Source organism: Streptomyces sp. NPDC002845 (assembly GCF_053591955.1).
The window spans coordinates 26,023-42,938 of record NZ_JBSFUU010000084.1; the positions used below are offsets into that span (position 1 = coordinate 26,023).

The following is a 16,916-nucleotide window of genomic DNA, read 5'->3' on the forward strand; positions in this document are numbered from 1 at the left end:
CAGACACCCCTCAGCAATGCGTCCCATCACGAAGGACCGGCCATTCGGGAGGCGCGAGGGTGAAGACAGGCGAGCGAATGCCCTACTACCGGCAGACCGGGACGGCGATGCTGCGGGCGAGCGCGCACACCGACGAGGCGGGCTCGACGCCCTGGCCCGAGCTGGACGAGGACGGCGACGGAGGGCGGTGGAGCGGATGGCTCGCCCAGACATGGGCGAAGCGGCCGGTGGCCGAGGCCGTCACGATCGCCAGCCCCGTGCTGGCCGCACAGATCGACGCCCTGCTTGCCGCCGAGCGGCCATCCGGCGCCGGGCAAGTGCGGCGCATGGCACTGACGCTGGCCCGGTACCTGGTGCGGATACGCGGCCGTGCCACCCCGTTCGGTGCCTTCGCCGGCGTGACCAGCGCACGCTTCGGCCCGCGTGTCCTGGTGCAGTGGACCGAGGACCACCAGGTGCGCACCCGGGCCGACGCGGGCTGGTTGGCCCATGTGATCGAGCGTCTCGAAGCGTGCACGGAGCTACGCCGCCGGCTGCCGGTCGTGATGAACGACCTGGCCGTCATACGCGGTGAGCGCCTGGTGGTGACCTGGGCGCCGCACGCCAGCGTCAACGGCTCACAAGCCGAGGTATCGGTGCGGCTCATCCCCGTCGTACGGACAGTCATGACTCTGGCGCCGTCACCTCTCCGGGGCGGCGACCTGGTCGACAAGATCGCCGCCGAGCACCCTGGCGCCCCCATCCCCGGGCTGGAGGCGGTGGTGGGTGAGCTGATGGCCAGGGGTGTTCTGATCAGCAGCCTGCGGCCCCCCTCGACCGCCACCGACGCTCTCGCCCACCTTCTGGGCCAGCTGCGCGAGGCGGGCGCGACCGATCTGCTGGAGACGCAAGCGCTGGTCAGTGAACTGGAGGCGATCCACGGGCAGTTGCAGGCAGCCGACCATGCGGCCTCCTGGGCCGAGGGTCAGGGCAGGCGCGAGACCGCCGAGCGGATGCGCGCGCTCTCCAGCGCCACTGAACACCCTTTGACGGTTGATCTGCGACTCGGCTGCACCCTGGTGCTGCCCGAGTCGGTGGCGTGCGAAGCCGCCACCGCAGCCGAGGCACTCATCCGGCTGAGCCCGGCCCCCACGACGAAGCAGACGTGGCGCGAGTACCACGGCCGGTTCCTCAGCCGCTACGGTCCCGGAACGCTGGTCCCGGTCGAGCAACTTGTCGACCCCACGACCGGACTCGGTTTCCCCCGCCACTTCACCCAGCCGCACCCCGGCGCCCGAGACCTGTCGCCCAGGGACGAGGCCCTGCTCGACCTGGCCCAGCAGGCCGCGCTGGACGGTGCCCTCGAGGTCACCCTCGATAGGAAGCGGCTCGGCACACTGGCTGGGGACGTGGGGCAACGGCCGGTGTCACCGGTGGACCTGTGGGTCGATGTCCGCGCCGCTACGACGGCCGCGCTCGATGCCGGCGACTTCACCCTGGGCGTGTGCGGGTTCGGCCGGCTGGCCGCCAACACCGGCCGGTTCCTCGACCTGCTTCCGGAGCACGACCGGCGGCGGGTGACCGACCTGTACGCCGAGCTGCTCACCGGCGTAGACGGGGCGCTCGCCGCCCAGTTGTCGTTCCCTCCCCAGCAGGTACGGCAGGAGAACGTCCAGCGCGTCCCGCCCGTGCTGCCGGACGTGATCACCCTGGCCGAGCACCGAGAGCCGGTCGCCGGTCGCATCCCGGTGCGGGACCTCGCGGTCACCGCCGACCAGACGCGGCTGTACGTGGTGTCGCTGTCCCGGCGACGGGTGGTGGAGCCGACGCTCCCCCATACCGGGGCCCGGCATACGATGCCGCCCCTGGCGCGTCTGCTGTTCGAGATCCCCCGCTCCACCCACCCCGCGGTCGCGTCCTTCGACTGGGGCGCCGCATCCCGCCTGCCTTTCCTGCCCCGCCTGCGCTACGGCCGCAGCATCCTCGCACCCGCCCAGTGGCGCCTGCATCCGTCCGACCTGCCGGACCCCAAGGCATCGTCGCGCGACTGGAACAAGGCGCTGGAAGCGGTGCGCGCACAGCGTCGCCTGCCCACCAGCGTCGCGGTGGGCTCCGGCGACCGGCAGCTGCGGCTGAACCTGGACGAGCCCATGGACCTGACCCTGTTACGTACGCACCTGGACGCGGCCGACGCCCCGCTCACCCTGGCGGGGGCGCCCACCGCGACCGATCACGGATGGTTCGGCGGCCGGGCCCACGAGATCGTCATCCCGCTCACCGCGACCGCGCCGCCCGCCCAACCACCCGCGTTCCTGCGAGGCCCGGCACCACGGCCACTGGCACACAGCGGGCATCGGAAGGGGGTCGTGTACGCCAAGCTGTACGGACATCCGGAGGTCTTCGACACGCTGTTGACCGAGCATGTGCCGTTGCTGCTGGACCGCTGGGGCACGCCGCCGCCGTGGTGGTTCGTCCGCTACCGTCACCCCGCACCGCACCTGCGGCTGCGCGTGCACGATCCGGATTATGCACGGGCCGCCGGCCGGGTGGTGGCCTGGGCAGAGGATCTCCGAGAGCTCGGCCTCGTCGGCGAGATCAGCTTCGACACCTATCAACCGGAGATCGGACGGTACGGGACCGGAGCGGCGATGACGGCGGCCGAGGCATTGTTCGCTGCCGACTCCGCGGCCGTCCTCACCCAGCTCGCTGCGCTGTCCGCCTCCGGTGGCCCGCATCCGCAGGCCCTGACCGCCGCGAGCCTCGTCGATCTGGCCGGTGCGGTGACGGGCAGCCGACCGGCCGGGATGCGCTGGCTCACCGACCACCCGGAGCTCACGGGAGAGGCGCCCATGCGGGACCGCGAGGTGCGTCAGCAGACGCTGCGGATCGCCGACGGGCAGGCCCTGCACCACCTTCCCGGCGGCGACACGATCGCCGCCGCCTGGGCGGCGCGGTCCCGGGCCGCCGCCCGGTATGCCGCCTGCCTCACCCCCGCGACCACCCGCCCGACGCCGGACTCAGTTCTCACCTCACTGCTGCACATGCACCACATCCGCGCACACGGCATCGACGCGGAGACCGAAGCCATGACGCACAAGCTCGCCCGGGCCGTCGCCCTGGCCTGGACCGCGCGTCAGAGCACCGAGGGGGGAAGCGACCGATGATCGTGCTGGAAGCCGGGCAGCAGGCCGCCGCCGCAGCCATGGCCGACCACCTCACTGCCACCCTGGCCACGCCACCACGGTCGGAATACGGCGATGACTACAGTCCGAACAGCCCCCGCTGGCGTGACCAGTCGCTCTCCAAGGGCGCCGCGGGCGTCGCCATCCTGCACGGCCTGCGGGCCCGGCACGGCCTGGCCGACGAGAAGCCGGTGCATGCGTGGCTGGCCCGCGCCACCCGCGACGATCTCAGCGCCGGCCCCGGCGCCGGGCTGTGGTTCGGCGCCCCCGCCCTCGCCTTCGCCCTCCACACCGCCGCCCCCGACCGCTACACCGAAGCCATGGCCAGCCTGGATGCGGCCGTCGCCGACCTCACCGAGACCCGCCTCAAAACCGCGCTCGCCCGCCTGGACGCCGAACGGCGCCCGGCACTGTACGAGTTCGACCTCGTCCGCGGCCTCACCGGGCTGGGCGCCTACCTACTGCACCGCGACCCCAGCAGCGACCTCCTCCGCCACGTTCTGTCCTACCTGGTCCGGCTCACGAAACCGGTCCAGGCCGGTGACGCGGCCGGTCTGCGTGCGCCGGGCTGGTGGACTGCGGAAATCCCCGCCACGGAAGACGATCCCGCCTTCGCCGCCGGACAAGCCGACTTCGGAGCTGCCCACGGCATCACCGGGCCCCTGTCCCTTCTGGCCATCGCCATGCGCGACGGTGTGACCGTTGACGGGCACCGGGGGTCTATCGAGACCATCTGCCACTGGCTCGACTCCTGGCGGCAGGAGGCCCCGGCGGGCCCGTGGTGGCCCGAGCGGATCACTCTCGCCGAACTCCGCGACGGCCGGCCGCACCGAGATGGACCCGCGCGGCCCTCTTGGTGCTACGGCACCCCTGGGCTCGCCCGAGCTCAGCAACTCGCCGCCCTCGCCACGGGCGACGCCGCCCGGCGGCGCGCGGCCGAGGACGCTCTGGACCGCTGCCTGAACGACCCGGTCCAGTTCGCCCGGATCACCGATCCCGCTCTGTGTCACGGTTTCGCCGGAGTCCTTGCTACCGCTTGGCATGCCGCCGCCGACGCGGGCACCCCCGCCCTCGCCAACTGTCTTCCGGGGCTGCTGGAGGCCCTGCTCGACCACGCCTGCGAGATCCCGCCCGATGCCCTGGCCGGCCTGGTCGAGGGCAGCGCCGGGATCGCCCTGACCCTGCACACCATCGCCACCGGCACGACCGGCGGCTGGCAGACCAGCCTCCTTCTCGACTGAACGGAAGCCGTGATGACGAACGTGCCGAACACCGGCTGGCACCAGGTGAACCTGCGGTGCGAGTCCTGGCAGGCCGCCGAACAGATGGCCGCCGAACACCTCCAGCCGCTGCTGACCACAGCCGAGGACGCCGGAGACCTCGCCTCCTGGTGGTTCATCCGAAAGCGCGAGTCCTGGCGGCTCCGGCTCCAGCCCGCCCCCGGTCGCGCGGAGGCCCAGGCCGCCTTCCTCACCCGGCTCACGGCGACGCTCACCGAGTCCGGCGCGATCCGCAAGTACGCCGCCGGCGTCGTCTACGAGCCCGAGACCCGCCGCTTCGGCGGCCCGCAAGCCATCGAACTCGCCCACGGCCTCTTCCACACCGACAGCCGCCACATCCTCAACCATCTCGCCCGCCACGACGGGCGCGACCTGCGCCGTGAGCTGGGAGTACGGCTGGCCACCCGCATGATGCAGGCGGCGGGCCAGGACTTCTACGAGCAGGGCGACGTCTGGGCCGCCCTCGCCGAGCACCGCGCGACCGCGCACAGCCCGGAGCCGTCAGCGGCGACCCTCGCCGCCGTCCAGATGCTTATCACCGCCGACGGCGACACCGCCGACAGTCCGCTGGCCCAGGCGCCGGCCTGGCCTTCCGCCTTCGAAGACACCGGACGGGCTCTCGCCGGCCTGGCCCTCCACGGGCACCTCACCCGAGGCATACGGTCTGTCCTCACCGCTCACCTGGTGTTCGCCTTCAACCGGCTCGGCATCTCCGCCGAGCACCAGGCCGTGCTCGCCACCGCCGCCAGCAGGGTCGTCTTCCACCGTCAACCCGCCCCCGACGCGACCCTGCCGAACGCTCGAACCACCCCCGCTCAGACCACTACAGTCAGGCCAGTGACCATGGACACCGCGCACACGACCCTCGATCCGCAGGCGCTTCGCGACGCCCTCGTCGCCAAGATCGACAGCCTGGGAACCTTCCGCACCACGGCGGTCAAGGAAGCCTTCCGCACCGTGCCCCGGCACCTGTTCCTGCCCGGCACCGACCTCGCCACGGCGTACGCACCCAAGCAGGTAGTGACCAAGCACGCGGACGACGGCACCGCCGTCTCCTCCGCCTCCAGCCCCAACATCGTGGCCAAGATGCTCGAACAGCTCGACGTCCACCCCGGACACCGCGTCCTGGAGATCGGCGCGGCCACCGGCATCAACGCGGCTCTCCTGGCGGAACTGACCGGCCCGAGCGGCTCGGTAGTCACCATCGAACTCGACGACGACCTCGCCGAAGGCGCCCGCACTCACCTGGCCGAGGCTGGATACGACCAAGTCACGGTGATCTGCCGCGACGGCGCCCTCGGCGCCCCGGACAGCGCACCGTTCGACAGGATCATCGTCACCGCCGGCGTCTGGGACATCCCGGCCGCCTGGTGGCAGCAACTCGCCCCCGGCGGACGCCTCGTCGTCCCGATCCGCCTGCACGGCAGCGGCCTGACCCGCTCGATCGCCCTGGACCGCACCGAAGAAGACCGCATGGTCAGCACCAACGCCGTCGTGTGCGGGTTCGTACCCATGCGCGGCGCCGCCGAGATGGGCGAACGCCACGTCCGCCTCGCCGAGGACATCATCCTCAAGCTCGACGCCGACGACCTGCCCGACGAAGCCGCCCTGGCCAATGCCCTCGCCCACCCCGCCCACCAGCAGTGGACCGGCATCCAGGTCCGCCACGACGAACCCGCCGCCCACCTCGACCTCTGGCTCGCCACGATCAAGGGCGGCCTCGCCTTCGGTAAGCTGTCCGTCTCCGCCTCCGCCCGCGAACTCGGCCTGGCCGACCCCGCCCTGCGTTGGTCCGGGGCAACCCTGTACGCCGGCGGAACGATCGCCTACCTTGCCGTCCGCCCGGTCGACGACGACACCGACGAGCTGAGCATCGTGACCCACGGCCCGGACAGCAGCAAGGTCACCGGCCAGGTCAACGAGCTCCTGCACCGCTGGGGCCAAGACCGGCCCGCGCAGCCGGTCATCACCGCCTACCCCGCCGCCACCTCCGATGATCAGCTCGAACCCGGCGCCCGCGTCACCCGTCCGGACACCCGCCTGACCATCAACTGGTGAACGAGCATCAGGGGAACGAGACTTGAACAACCCGACCGTCCCGCCGTGCTCGAGCGGCGGGACGGCGTCGTCCGCACGCACCTCCTCAGCGGGGCTTGCCACCCATCGGCGTTGCAGGATCCACTCGCCCGTCGACGGCGTCCTCTGACGGATGCCGCCCCGTGGTAGGCCGTCGGGCTCAGGCGGCGCCATCGAACTCGGTGCCGGGGCGCGGGAGGCAGGCTCTCGCCTCCAGGGGTTCAGGGAATCTGATTGAGCAGGACGGTGCGCCCGTGGGGCGGGTGGTGGAATACGGCCCAGGCGAAGGACGGGTTCTTCGGCTCTGTGGTGAACGCGACCCACCCGCCGTCGCTGGTGCGGTCGGTGCGGCCCCAGAGGTCTGCGCCCTGGTTGCGGCCGGTGCGTTCGATCGCGTCGGGGTTGTCCAGGGGCAGGCGGCCGTCGTTGATGAACGGCAGGCCGGGGACAGGGTGGTCGGTGCTGATGCCGTTGGCCACTGGGCGTAAGCGGTACACGTCGGCTTCCCTCTTCCTCGGTTGTTGATCGGGATGGTGGTGCTCTTGGGTAACGCTGGCCCACCACCGAGCCGAATATGCCTCGTGGGACGCCCGCGTATCTTCCCGCCCGCGGATAGCACTGGCGAGCCGCCTCCGGCTCGCAGAGCTTGCGACTGCCTGCTGAGCGAAGCAGACAGGATGCGCGTGGGCACGGCGCTGAGCGGCATCTGACCGAAAGCGAGGCCCCAGGGCGCCACACCACGGCGTCCCGGGGCCTGGCCCCATGCTCAGCGCGGTACCTCAGCACCGCCGCCCTGCTGGACCCGCTCCAGCACTTTCTGGTGGAGCGAGGCCAGCCCGCCGGGTGGCATCGGCACCGGACTGCCGGTCAGCGTGTACCACTCGTCGGCGTCTGTGTACTGGATCGCGACGCTGGCCTGCCCGTCGGGGCCGACCGTGGAAGCCGGTGCGCGCCGAGTCGGAACAGGCACGGGAGTTGGCGGAGTTCCTCCGAGCGCAGATCTCGGCCAGCGGATTGACGCTCGCCGAACTCGGGCGGTCGATCCACCGCAGCAAGGTGCAGATCAGCTACTACGTCAGCGGTTCCATCCCCGGCCGACCGCTGCTGCTGCGCCGCCTGGGCAGCAACTCCAAGCGCAACCAGATCTACCGGGCCTTCCGCGAGGTGGGCCGCGCGGTTGCCACGGTGCAGTTGCTGCGGTTCATCTCGGACCCGTCGCTGCGTCGTCGGGTGACGGCGGCGACCAACAAGGTCGAGTCCTTCCCACAACTTCACCGACTGGCTGGCGTTCTGCAACGGCGGGGTGATCGCCGAGAACGACTCGGTGGAGCAGGAGAAGGCGGTGAAGCTGACGTCGCTGCTCGCCAACTGTGTGATCTTCCACACGCCCCTGGACCTGAAGAACATCGTGCGCGAGCTCCAGGCGGAGGGCTGGCAGATAACCGGGGAGGACCTGGCCGCCATCAGCCCCTACCTGACCGACCACATCATGCGGTTCGGCACCTACGCCACCACGGAGTTCACCGTGCGCCCGGACGCCTTCGACCCGCACCTGGACGTCGAGTTCGAGACGGAGGAGGAAGTGCCGGCCGCGGCCTGACAGCCGCACCACGACAACATCAACACCGCCGTGGTGAGGTACGTGTACTGCTGGACGTACGCTTGTTCTTTAACCTCAGGCAATGCATGAGTGCCGTGGCGTCGGGGCGATCGGACGCCGGGGACATCGCACGGGCGGTTCCTCTGGAAGGGGATATGTCAGTGGCTGCCCGGCTTGCTTACGGAGACCCTCACTTTCGGGTCTCCTCTACGATCCAGGTCATCAGGTCCTGCGGGGGGAGGCCTTCCGAGCGTCGTGTCTTGACGAACTCTCGGTACTTGCCCATCAGTTCCCGACGGCGGTCGGTCCATTCGAAGCTGCGCAGACAGCCGTGGCAATACTCCAGAGTCATTCCGTACCACTGCTCATCGACGCCACATGCAGCGCATCGAGGTCTGCCCAAACCCAGGGTGGGCACGAGACGGGTCACCGGTTGTTCAGGGATCTGTCGCCCGGCGAACTGATTGATCCCTTTGCCGAGATCCTTCAGGGCCCGTCGCGCACCGACCAGCATCAAGGTGCCCCACATGGGCCCGGCGTCTATGACGAGCGTGGACGGGAGGAGCAGCTTGGGGCGGACAGTCGATTGCTTGACGATCGGGTGCGGGAGCGACGTGTACTGTTCGGACTGCACCAGCAGGATCCGGAATCGTGTGAGCGCTGCCACACCACCTGGAAGGCGGTGCCCCAACCCAGCCCCGACCGGCTGAAACATCTGGTCGAAGCCGAGCAGGAGTACTAGTTCTTCGTCGTCGCGTATGCGGCTGTGCGCGCGGCGCACGTCCCACCGCATCTCAGGATTCCCCATCCTTCGCTCCTCCCTTTTACGTTCGCACGGGAGCGTATACGGATCGCCAGGCGTGCCGGGGCGTACCGATCACCTTGCCCGGTCCGGGTGACGGCCAGTGAGCTGCCCGTTGGCTGCGAGTGTTGTGCGACATCCCGCACTGGTGGGCTCGCCTATTCAACTGTCGTCAGTTCGTCGTGGTGTCCAGCCTGATGGTGACCGTAGGTGGTCGCCGGCGGCGTATCGGCTCCAGGTGGCGCCGGTCTGTGAGGCGAGCCTGGCGGCGGTGTCCTGGTGGTAGCCGAGGGCGTCGGCGACGACGGGTGCGGGCATCTCCAGGACGTGTTGGCGGATGGCTGCCGCCCGGGTGGCGGTGGTCGGTATGCCGAGGTCGTTGATCGAGGCGGCGAGGACGTAGGGGTGCATCGGTTGTGCGGCCCGGCGGCCGGGGAAGAGCCAGCGGGAGCCGCAGTTCGTGGCGGTGTTCATGTTGTCGCGGCTGTCGATCCACTCCAGCAGCAGGTCCGCGAAGGGCCCGGGGACCGGAGAGGGCGGGTCGCCGAGCTGGAGGAGTACCTGGTCGCCCCGGATGACGTCGTCGATGGTGAGTCGCACGACTCGGGTGAGCGGCTGGGCGTAGAGCAGGACGATGACCGCGGCCACTCGGGTTCGCAGCGGCAGGTCGTGGCCGGTGAGGAGGCGTCCGAGCAGATTCAGACGCTGGGCTTGGGAGATCGGCGTGGCCTGGCTGATCTTTGCTGTGGGCAGCGTGAAGCGTCGGGTGAGCTTGGTGGTCGCGCACCACAGCAGGAAGGGCCGGACGGTGTTCCGGTCGTGATTGGTGTGCTCGACGTGCCAGAGGTCGATGTCGCTCTGACGGCAGGTACTCAGGTCCAGATCATGGTCGGTGAGCCACTGGAGGAAGGACGTGGCCTGCTTGGCCTGGTCGCCGACGTACTTGCGGCTGGAGGCGGTGAGCGGGCCGGCCTCCGCGCGCCTGCGGAACTTCGGCAGGACCTCCCAGGTGGTGAAGCGTCGGACGATCTGGGCCTGTTCGGGGTCGGTGATCGTGGCGAGGTGACCGACAAGCCACTGCTCGAACAGGCAGATCTGCTTGTCGATGACGGGGAGCACACCGCAGCCCATGAGGAGTTCACGCAGGTGGGAGGCGGCTTGCCCGTGGTCCAGGGTGTGGAATGCCTCGTGGGTGAGCTCTATGTCCCCGCGGCCGAGGCGTCGCAGAAGGTCTTCGGGAGAGTCGGGCTGTCCCTTGCGGGTGTAGCCAAGTCAGCCCGGACAGAGGGTTGTTCATGGCAAGCAGGGAGTCGGCCAGCGGGGTGAGCTCGGGGTGGACGCGGCCGGCGCCCGCGACACCGGCGATGTCCTGGAGGAACTCGACGGCGTGGCCTCCGACATCGAGGAGGAGGTGCCCGCGCCCGAGCAGCCGCACGCCATTGACGTGCCCGGCCTGCTCGCCGAGCACCTCAAGGCCACCGACGTGGCCGAGATCCGCGACGCGTGGCCGGACGATCCGCCGCGGGCAGGGTTACTCGGTGCGCGTCACCGCTCCGCTCGCACTCCACCAGAGCGCGCTGAAGCAGTGCGCCGCCGTCGCCGGCGACGGCTCCACCCCGGCCGGACGCAAGGCGTACCGCACATACGCCGACCGGATCGCCGTGGTCCCGCGGACATCCTGAAGCACGCGGTCAGGCGCGGTTAACACGCCGCGCTGCGCTGTCCGTTAGTCCGCCATCGCATGCCTCCCACTGCGCCGAATCTGCAAAACTGCTGGTCACAGGCCCTAATGACCCCGGTACCCCGCCGCCGGAATTCGGCACAAGGCCCTCGATCGTGCGTCTGGCGTGCTAACGGACAAAGATCCTTCTCGCCGATAGCAGCTGTACCAGAAGAGCCGTCACCCGTCTTTCTCATGGTCAGGAGCCCAGGCACTTCTCAGCAGTTCGCGCGCGGGAGGAGGCAGTACACCGGGAAGCTCCAGCACGTCCCACTGGCAGCCGGGGACCAGTTCCTTGAGTGTGCTCAGTCCCTGCCGCATCTGGAGCAGGGAGAGCGCCGAGATGGCGCCCTTCGCCGGAGACCAGCGGCGGTCGCGGAGGGCTTCGAGTACCGACACCCCGGAGAGCAGGAGCCGGCCGCACGTCCACTCGTCGACCGCCGCGCCAGGCTGCCCGGCCTCCAGTTCGCCTTCGACCCGGTCGCACAGGTCCAGCGCCCAGTCCCGGACGTCCTGTGCGGCCTTCCATGCGGCCGCGAGGTCCTCCAGCGGTGCGGCATCGGCCAGGATGCGGAGACTGTCGCGGGCGTCGCCGTCGGGGACGGTGACCATGCCGCCGTCCGGGTCGAAGACCATCGCGGCGGTCTCCTCCGAGACGTCCACCTCGGTGTACTCGACGAGGGAAGCGATCGGGTTCGCCTCCATACCCGGGTTCAGCGCCCGCAGCAAGTTCCCGATCCCCTGCGGCGTGACGGCGGCACCGCCGCGCAACGTCGCGTCAACGACAGCAGTCGTGGCGCCCTGGGGGGTATGCGGTGAGGGCTCGGGATTGCGGTCCCAGCCGGCCAGTTCCGGGGGTGGCCACATACCTCCGGCGTCGTGGACGAACCGGGCGATCCGCTCGTCGATGCGCCTGGCCCGGGCCGGGACGAGCGTCACGGTGACGCCAGCCTGGTCAGCGAGGCGCCCCACCCGCTCGTCCAGGTCCTCGTCTTCTTCTGCAAGGGCTGGGCCAGCCTCATGCCTGTCGTCCGCTTCGCCGGTGAGGCGGATGCCGTCCACAGCGACGCGGAACGCGGCCCGCACGGTGGGCTCCGGAACAGGCAGCCCCTCGGCGAACAGCAGCAGCGCGAGATCCTTCGGCCGCCGCCCACGGGCGGCATGGCGGGCGAGCGCGACCACCAGGTCGAAAGCCTCGGGTGCCGGGTGGGACGCACTCCCTTTCCCCTGCCCCCGGCCTCCGTCGGGGATGTTCCCCGGAAGGAGCCGTGCACGCCGCCAGGTGTCCAGTTGCTTGGCCGTGACCGTGTAGCCGTAGCGCTTCGCGTGATCAATGAGCAGCTGGTCAGCCAGGCTCGGCGCCTTCTTCGACATGGCGCAAACGCTATCGGCCACGCCGGCTTCCCGGGACGGACTTTGGAGACCCCCCACCGTCGTCCGGTCGGGCCGGCACCGATCTGGTCCCGTAGTTGCGGCGCCCCTCTTCCGGCGCCGCGGAGTGCGCTCAAGCCTCCGCCCGTCCACGCGCACCCGCCCCGGAGAAGGAACGAAGAGCAGATGACCACCAACCCGACCCCACCCGATCCGCAGCGAGACAACGGCTACCAGGAGCTGCGCATGTACGTGCTCCTGCTCGTCCTGGCCGTGGGACTACTGGTTGTCGGCGCCGCGGCCTACCTTGTGCGCGTCCATCCGTCGCTGCTCGGGCCCGTGAGTGTTGGCGCCGCCGTCCTGGGCGCGCTGGCGGCCGTCGTCGAAGCCGCGGCCCGAACCGCACGACGACAGTGACAGCATTTGTCCTCTGCGGTCACCTTCGCCGGGGGCAATTGCTGTTCCGCTGGTGACCCCAAACCAGCCCCTGACCTGGGGATCATCCCCTTAGCGTTACACCCCGGGAAGCACACGACAGCGATTGGCGAACAACTGATCCCCTCTGCGCGGGAAGGGCCGAAGATGATCGCCGACTGCATCATTCGCTACCGACCACGCCACTCCGCCCTGCCCGAAATAACCAACACTGGCCTACACATCCGGGAACTGTTTCCAACCCGCCCCGCGGTACGGTTCCGACGGCACCAGACATCACAGCCTTGAGGCCGCCGCCCAGCAAAGGCCGCGGCTCGAGAGGAACAACCGGCTCCGCCTGTCCGTACTATCTCTACCTTGCGGCAGTCACGGCGTCCGCACCACCGACACCGGCCAAGAAGGGTGCTGCCCCGATTCGGAGCCGTCCGCCGTTCTTGTACCGCGGCCGTACACCAAGGAAGGTCAAAACCATGCCCGAGAGCACGACTGGCACCACCGAACTGACATCGCAGTACGTCGCTCAGGTGACTGCCGACCTCGAACGCAACCTGAAGGAACAGGAACGCATCGGTGCGGAAATCACCGCCCTGCAGGAACAGTTGGCCGCCCTGGAGCAGGACCATACCGTGCTGGTGAACATGCAGCAGGCGCTCGGCATCACGGCAGCAGCAGCTGCGCCGGCAGTCACGCCCGAGAGCGCCACCGTGCCCTCTCCCCGGCAGAAAGCCAACGCCCAGCCGAGCGGTAAGCAGAGGGCGAAGAAGACCACGGCCGCGCAGGCAAACCCGACGGCCACGAAACCGGCTGACAAGAAGCGCGCGGCCAAGACCGCAACCTCCGCGAAGGCGACTCAGCCTACCCTGGCGGAACTCATCCGCCGCCACCTCGCCGAGCAGAGCGAACCGCGATCCGCCGCAGAAATCTCCACCGCGCTCGGCCAGGCCCATCCCGAACGCGACATCAAGACCAAGGTCGTGCGCGTCACCCTTGAAGGACTCGTGGCCAAGAGCCAGGCACAGCGCACCAAGCAGGGCACCTCGGTCTACTACACCGCCCCCGACGCACCCGAGGCGGCACCTGCACCCCAGGCCGAGGCTCAGATGGAAGACACTGACCCTTCCCCGTCAACTGCATGAACCGGGCTACCACAGCGGCTACGAGCAGGCACTCGTCGCCCTGGGCGACCTCCTCGGCGCCCGCTCGTTCGAGCCCCAGGGCAAGGGGCGAACCGACGCCGCCTGGATGTGGCCTTCCTTGTGGCTCACGATCGAGGCCGAGAGCGAGCAGAAGGCCGAGGGCGGCGTCAGCCTGAAGTACATCTGGCAGGCGAACATCCAGTTCGACCTCCTCGCCGCCGACGAGGGCCTCGACGAGTCGGCACCCGGCAGCATCACCGTCATCGCCTCCCCACGCAGCATGGTCGACGACGACGGAGTGAAAGTCGCCCGCGACCACCTCCACCTCAGCTCCCCCACCACGCTGCTCGCCCTCGCCCAGCGCACGGTCCGTGCGTGGACCGAGATCCGCGGCGCCGCCCCGGCCGGCGTCGACGGCGACGGCCTGCGCACTGTGGTCCAGGAGACGTTGGCCGCCCCCACTGCGACGCCAGGGCAGCGCCGATGAGGCCGTCCGGCTGCTGACGGAGACGATCGCGCAGCTCAACAGTTCGGCCTCCGGCAGGCTGAAGCCTTCGATCACGGCTGCCGTCGGGTCTCTGGCGCTCACGTCCTACTCGGCCGCGCTCACCGGCCGCGAAACGGACGCCCTCGTGCTCGTCGACGAGGCGGCCGATGTGGCCGGCCGACTGATCGAAAGGCTCACCTGGCGCTACGCGAGTGCGAGCGCCGTGCTGGGCATCGCGGTGCTCGACCGGCTGATCAGCGGCCGGCCGCCGCTGGAGGACGGGGCGGTGGAGCGGCTGGCCGGCCAGGAGCCCACCGTCGCCGAACTGCGCGCGGCCTTGTCCATCCCCGCGCACCTACTGCGGCCCGGCCGCGACGGAGAGTTCCGGCAGCGGGCCGAAGAGCACAGGCGGATGCCTGCCGGCTGGGCCCGGCCACGCCGACGGGCGTCGATCCGCTCTGGCTGGAGCTGCTCACTTCGATGCTCAGTCTCAGTGAGTCCCTCCCGTACGAGATCGCCCACCACATCGGACTCGGCCGGAGCTGACCCTCGACCGAGCCGGGACACTGGGCCAGCCACCCGCGCGATCGGGCGGGTCAGCATTCGGCGGGGGCCGGCGCGTTGACCCGGCATGGGGAGGCCGGGGCTGGTGGTTAGGGTGGCGGAGTGACTGTGGCTTTTGAGATAGCAGCCTGCCCCAAGTGCCACGACATCGCCGACGCGTGGTGGACACACGGAGTCGCCGACGACCGCACCGGTCTCAGGGCGGACGAACTGGCCCTCTACGAGCACCTCAATGACCACCACCCGACAGTCGTGCTCGCCGGCCGGGACGAGTGCCGCGACTGTCACTCGGCGGTGGCGATGGCCCGATTCTTCATGGCCGACACGGCCATGTGCCTCAAGGACGGCACCCTGGTCGATCCGGCCCGGCTGCACTTCATCCACCACCTGCTGGAGCAGACCGCCGACCTGGACCAGGCACAGCTGACCAGCGCCCACACCTTCACCGCGTACCTCTACCATCACGCCACCGGCGACGTACCAGCCGGTCATCTCTGCTCCCCCGACCGCGGCCACCGCTATGACGTCACGGTCGAGCTCACCGCCCCGGTGCGCCTGATGAACGACGACCAGACCGCCGCGCTGAAGACCGTGGTCGCCGAGCTGGCGCGCGATCTGCAGTACCGCGAGGTGGAGCGGCTCGGCGACGGCGGCCTGGCCAACCTGGACGATTTTGCCCAGTGGGTCCACACCGCCGTCGCGGCCCGGCTGGCCGACGGCCTGAGCAACCGCCTCCAGGTCCGGGTGCAGGCACCCGACGTCGATGACGGGCCAGTGGTTTTCCCTCCGCCACAGTAAGTCCCGGCCGCTGTACGGGCGCCGGCGGCCCGACGGCTAGTGGGCGGGGGGTGCGCTCGACGTACCAGAAGTAGGTGTCCTCGCCGAATAATCCGGCGGGCCGTCGGTGACAAAGTCGGCGCAGCCAGGGGCCGGTCGGAGCGCGAGGACACGCGCTGCGTGAGCTCACAGTGCGGGTCCGTGCAGTCTCGCATTGGCCGCGGCCGTGGTGAACTCCTCGGGGTCGAATGCCTGGTAGGGGTCGTAGCCGAGCAGGCGCTGGATCTTGGCGTTGCGGTGCGGTCCGGTGTCGGCGAGCAGGAGCTTGAGGTGGGTGTAGCCGGGTTGCGGACGCGCTGGTCGTCGGGCTCCGTGATGCCGGGATGCCAGCGGCGGTGTGCGCGGACGTCGGTGAGGATCTCGCGCGCCCTGATTGTCGGCTGGGTTGAGGTAGAGCAGGGTCACCAGGACCCGCTCGGCGGAGTTGAAGCGGCCCAACCGCCACAGCGTTGCCGATCCGACGGCGTTCGGCCCGGTCCAGTCGGTTGACCTCGATGACCCGGAACCCGCGTGAGCAGGCGGCACGGCCCCGATGGATGTGTATACGAGGCCGGAGGCGGTGAGGTGGGCGGCGGTGGAGAAGCCGTGTTCGTGGACGTAGTGGAGGACGGCGGGGCTGGTGGGGCGGGGGCGGCGCAGAGGCCGCGTAGAGGCAGGGCGGATGGTCGCTCATCTCGTACGGGATGCGGGCACTGAGCGGGAAGCCGTCGGGTCCGCACCGCGAGAGGTCGTCGGGGGTGGTGGTGAGGGATCCAGCACTGTGGAGCGGTGCCGGCCGGGCGGTCGAGCGCCAGCCGACCGGGGTGCGCTGGTGGGCACTGGCGGTATGGGGGATGACATCGCGGGGGTCGACACGGAACCGGCTGTGCCGCATACGCCCGAAGAGCTGTTCGCCTCCAACACGCCGTACTACGCCCGCTACTGGCCCCGTCAGGCGCCCGAGTTCTACGCTCCCGCCAGGTGTTCAGCGGCCCGAGTGTCCGCTGATGACAGCGGTGGGGCCGTCCGGCTCCGGGGGAGACAGGGCGTCGTTCAGACAAGGATGCCGCTGCTATCAAGCCGCCGAACCCGAACTCGCGATGTTCCAAGCAGACCCGGATGCACAGCTGACAATGTACGCCGCATCGACATCGGGCAGGCCACCTCGCTCGCCGAGGGCACGTACAACGTGGACAGACGCCACCGGCTCACTGTTGTACGTCCGAAACCGGGTCCTTATCCTCGGGGCCGCTTCCACCTGATCCAAGTCCATGGGCCCCGCAACGCGGCGTGAGCAGGTAGACGATGCCTATGAGCGGGCGGTCGATTCCTACCGCTCAACGTCATGATCCGTTCAGGCTAGAGCAATGCTCAAGACCTGTGGATCGGCCTCGGGAGGGGTGCCTCGCGGAACGCGGAGGGCGTACCTTCCCGAGTGATCGATTGATGGTCACCGAGTAGACCCGCG

Annotated in this window: 15 protein-coding genes and 2 pseudogenes; 10 read left to right on the forward strand and 7 right to left on the reverse strand. The window is 69.9% G+C overall.

Going from position 1 to position 16,916, the window contains the following annotated elements; translation table 11 throughout:
- Positions 1–59 precede the first annotated feature (59 nt).
- The 3 genes from ACWD3C_RS39440 to fxlM are packed head-to-tail and all read left to right on the forward strand — an operon-like array spanning position 60 to position 6,499.
- Complete coding sequence (locus tag ACWD3C_RS39440) at positions 60–3,143, forward strand: lantibiotic dehydratase (RefSeq protein ID WP_451151956.1); 3,084 nt, start codon at positions 60–62, stop codon at positions 3,141–3,143.
- Positions 3,140–4,402 (forward strand): lanthionine synthetase C family protein, encoded by a 1,263-nt coding sequence (locus tag ACWD3C_RS39445; protein WP_451151958.1) that lies wholly within the window; start codon positions 3,140–3,142, stop codon positions 4,400–4,402. The genes ACWD3C_RS39440 and ACWD3C_RS39445 overlap by 4 nt, the downstream gene beginning before the upstream one ends.
- A gap of 12 nt (positions 4,403–4,414) precedes the next feature.
- A complete protein-coding gene (gene fxlM / locus ACWD3C_RS39450; protein WP_451151960.1) occupies positions 4,415–6,499 on the forward strand; it encodes a methyltransferase, FxLD system in 2,085 nt (694 codons plus the stop codon).
- A gap of 239 nt (positions 6,500–6,738) precedes the next feature.
- On the opposite strand, the gene ACWD3C_RS39455 is transcribed toward fxlM, so the two are convergent.
- Together ACWD3C_RS39455 and ACWD3C_RS39460 are read right to left on the reverse strand one after the other, a co-directional pair.
- Positions 6,739–7,014: a hypothetical protein gene (locus ACWD3C_RS39455; RefSeq protein ID WP_451151962.1), complete on the reverse strand. Its 276-nt coding sequence runs from the start codon at positions 7,012–7,014 to the stop codon at positions 6,739–6,741.
- A 269-nt stretch (positions 7,015–7,283) separates the two neighbouring features.
- The gene (locus ACWD3C_RS39460) at positions 7,284–7,487 is read right to left on the reverse strand and encodes a hypothetical protein (protein WP_451151964.1); all 204 of its coding nucleotides are present in this window, start codon (positions 7,485–7,487) and stop codon (positions 7,284–7,286) included.
- Positions 7,488–7,573: 86 nt separating this feature from the next.
- Here ACWD3C_RS39460 and ACWD3C_RS39465 point away from each other — a divergent pair.
- A pseudogene (locus ACWD3C_RS39465) lies at positions 7,574–7,765 on the forward strand (Tn3 family transposase); the annotation flags it as partial.
- 25 nt (positions 7,766–7,790) lie between these two features.
- A pseudogene (locus ACWD3C_RS39470) lies at positions 7,791–8,117 on the forward strand (Tn3 family transposase); the annotation flags it as partial.
- A 190-nt stretch (positions 8,118–8,307) separates the two neighbouring features.
- Here the strand turns inward: ACWD3C_RS39470 and ACWD3C_RS39475 are convergent.
- Positions 8,308–8,925, reverse strand: a complete 618-nt coding sequence (locus ACWD3C_RS39475) for a hypothetical protein (RefSeq protein WP_451151986.1) — start codon at positions 8,923–8,925, stop codon at positions 8,308–8,310.
- A 156-nt stretch (positions 8,926–9,081) separates the two neighbouring features.
- Positions 9,082–10,050 (reverse strand): hypothetical protein, encoded by a 969-nt coding sequence (locus ACWD3C_RS39480; RefSeq protein WP_451151966.1) that lies wholly within the window; start codon positions 10,048–10,050, stop codon positions 9,082–9,084.
- 202 nt (positions 10,051–10,252) lie between these two features.
- Here ACWD3C_RS39480 and ACWD3C_RS39485 point away from each other — a divergent pair, with 202 nt between their 5' ends.
- Positions 10,253–10,624, forward strand: coding sequence for a hypothetical protein (locus ACWD3C_RS39485; RefSeq protein WP_451151968.1), 372 nt, complete (start codon positions 10,253–10,255; stop codon positions 10,622–10,624).
- Between the two features lie 195 nt (positions 10,625–10,819).
- On the opposite strand, the gene ACWD3C_RS39490 is transcribed toward ACWD3C_RS39485, so the two are convergent.
- The gene (locus ACWD3C_RS39490) at positions 10,820–12,013 is read right to left on the reverse strand and encodes a hypothetical protein (protein WP_451151970.1); all 1,194 of its coding nucleotides are present in this window, start codon (positions 12,011–12,013) and stop codon (positions 10,820–10,822) included.
- Positions 12,014–12,196: 183 nt separating this feature from the next.
- Here ACWD3C_RS39490 and ACWD3C_RS39495 point away from each other — a divergent pair, with 183 nt between their 5' ends.
- The 3 genes from ACWD3C_RS39495 (at position 12,197) to ACWD3C_RS39505 (ending at position 14,068) form a co-directional block, all read left to right on the forward strand.
- Positions 12,197–12,427: a hypothetical protein gene (locus tag ACWD3C_RS39495; protein ID WP_451151972.1), complete on the forward strand. Its 231-nt coding sequence runs from the start codon at positions 12,197–12,199 to the stop codon at positions 12,425–12,427.
- Positions 12,428–12,915: 488 nt separating this feature from the next.
- Entirely contained in the window at positions 12,916–13,581 is a 666-nt protein-coding gene (locus ACWD3C_RS39500) for a hypothetical protein (protein ID WP_451151974.1), read from the forward strand.
- A 106-nt stretch (positions 13,582–13,687) separates the two neighbouring features.
- Complete coding sequence (locus ACWD3C_RS39505; protein ID WP_451151976.1) at positions 13,688–14,068, forward strand: hypothetical protein; 381 nt, start codon at positions 13,688–13,690, stop codon at positions 14,066–14,068.
- Between the two features lie 204 nt (positions 14,069–14,272).
- Here ACWD3C_RS39505 and ACWD3C_RS39510 read toward each other — a convergent pair whose 3' ends face one another.
- Positions 14,273–14,413, reverse strand: a complete 141-nt coding sequence (locus ACWD3C_RS39510) for a hypothetical protein (RefSeq protein WP_451151978.1) — start codon at positions 14,411–14,413, stop codon at positions 14,273–14,275.
- Positions 14,414–14,734: 321 nt separating this feature from the next.
- Between ACWD3C_RS39510 and ACWD3C_RS39515 the strand changes: the two genes are divergently transcribed.
- Positions 14,735–15,430: a hypothetical protein gene (locus ACWD3C_RS39515; RefSeq protein ID WP_451151980.1), complete on the forward strand. Its 696-nt coding sequence runs from the start codon at positions 14,735–14,737 to the stop codon at positions 15,428–15,430.
- Positions 15,431–15,595: 165 nt separating this feature from the next.
- On the opposite strand, the gene ACWD3C_RS39520 is transcribed toward ACWD3C_RS39515, so the two are convergent.
- Positions 15,596–15,907, reverse strand: a complete 312-nt coding sequence (locus tag ACWD3C_RS39520; protein ID WP_451151982.1) for a hypothetical protein — start codon at positions 15,905–15,907, stop codon at positions 15,596–15,598.
- Between the last annotated feature and the right edge of the window lie 1,009 nt (positions 15,908–16,916).

Bases quoted from the DNA above. Each gene is read 5' to 3' on its own strand.
- ACWD3C_RS39445 (WP_451151958.1), top strand. From the start codon at position 3,140: ATGATCGTGCTGGAAGCCGGGCAGCAGGCCGCCGCCGCAGCCATGGCC.
- fxlM (WP_451151960.1), top strand. From the start codon at position 4,415: ATGACGAACGTGCCGAACACCGGCTGGCACCAGGTGAACCTGCGGTGC.
- ACWD3C_RS39475 (WP_451151986.1), bottom strand. From the start codon at position 8,925: ATGGGGAATCCTGAGATGCGGTGGGACGTGCGCCGCGCGCACAGCCGC.
- ACWD3C_RS39480 (WP_451151966.1), bottom strand. From the start codon at position 10,050: ATGGGCTGCGGTGTGCTCCCCGTCATCGACAAGCAGATCTGCCTGTTC.
- ACWD3C_RS39490 (WP_451151970.1), bottom strand. From the start codon at position 12,013: ATGTCGAAGAAGGCGCCGAGCCTGGCTGACCAGCTGCTCATTGATCAC.
- ACWD3C_RS39495 (WP_451151972.1), top strand. From the start codon at position 12,197: ATGACCACCAACCCGACCCCACCCGATCCGCAGCGAGACAACGGCTAC.
- ACWD3C_RS39500 (WP_451151974.1), top strand. From the start codon at position 12,916: ATGCCCGAGAGCACGACTGGCACCACCGAACTGACATCGCAGTACGTC.
- ACWD3C_RS39505 (WP_451151976.1), top strand. From the start codon at position 13,688: ATGTGGCCTTCCTTGTGGCTCACGATCGAGGCCGAGAGCGAGCAGAAG.
- ACWD3C_RS39510 (WP_451151978.1), bottom strand. From the start codon at position 14,413: ATGGACAAGGCCGCGCGCAGTTCGGCGACGGTGGGCTCCTGGCCGGCC.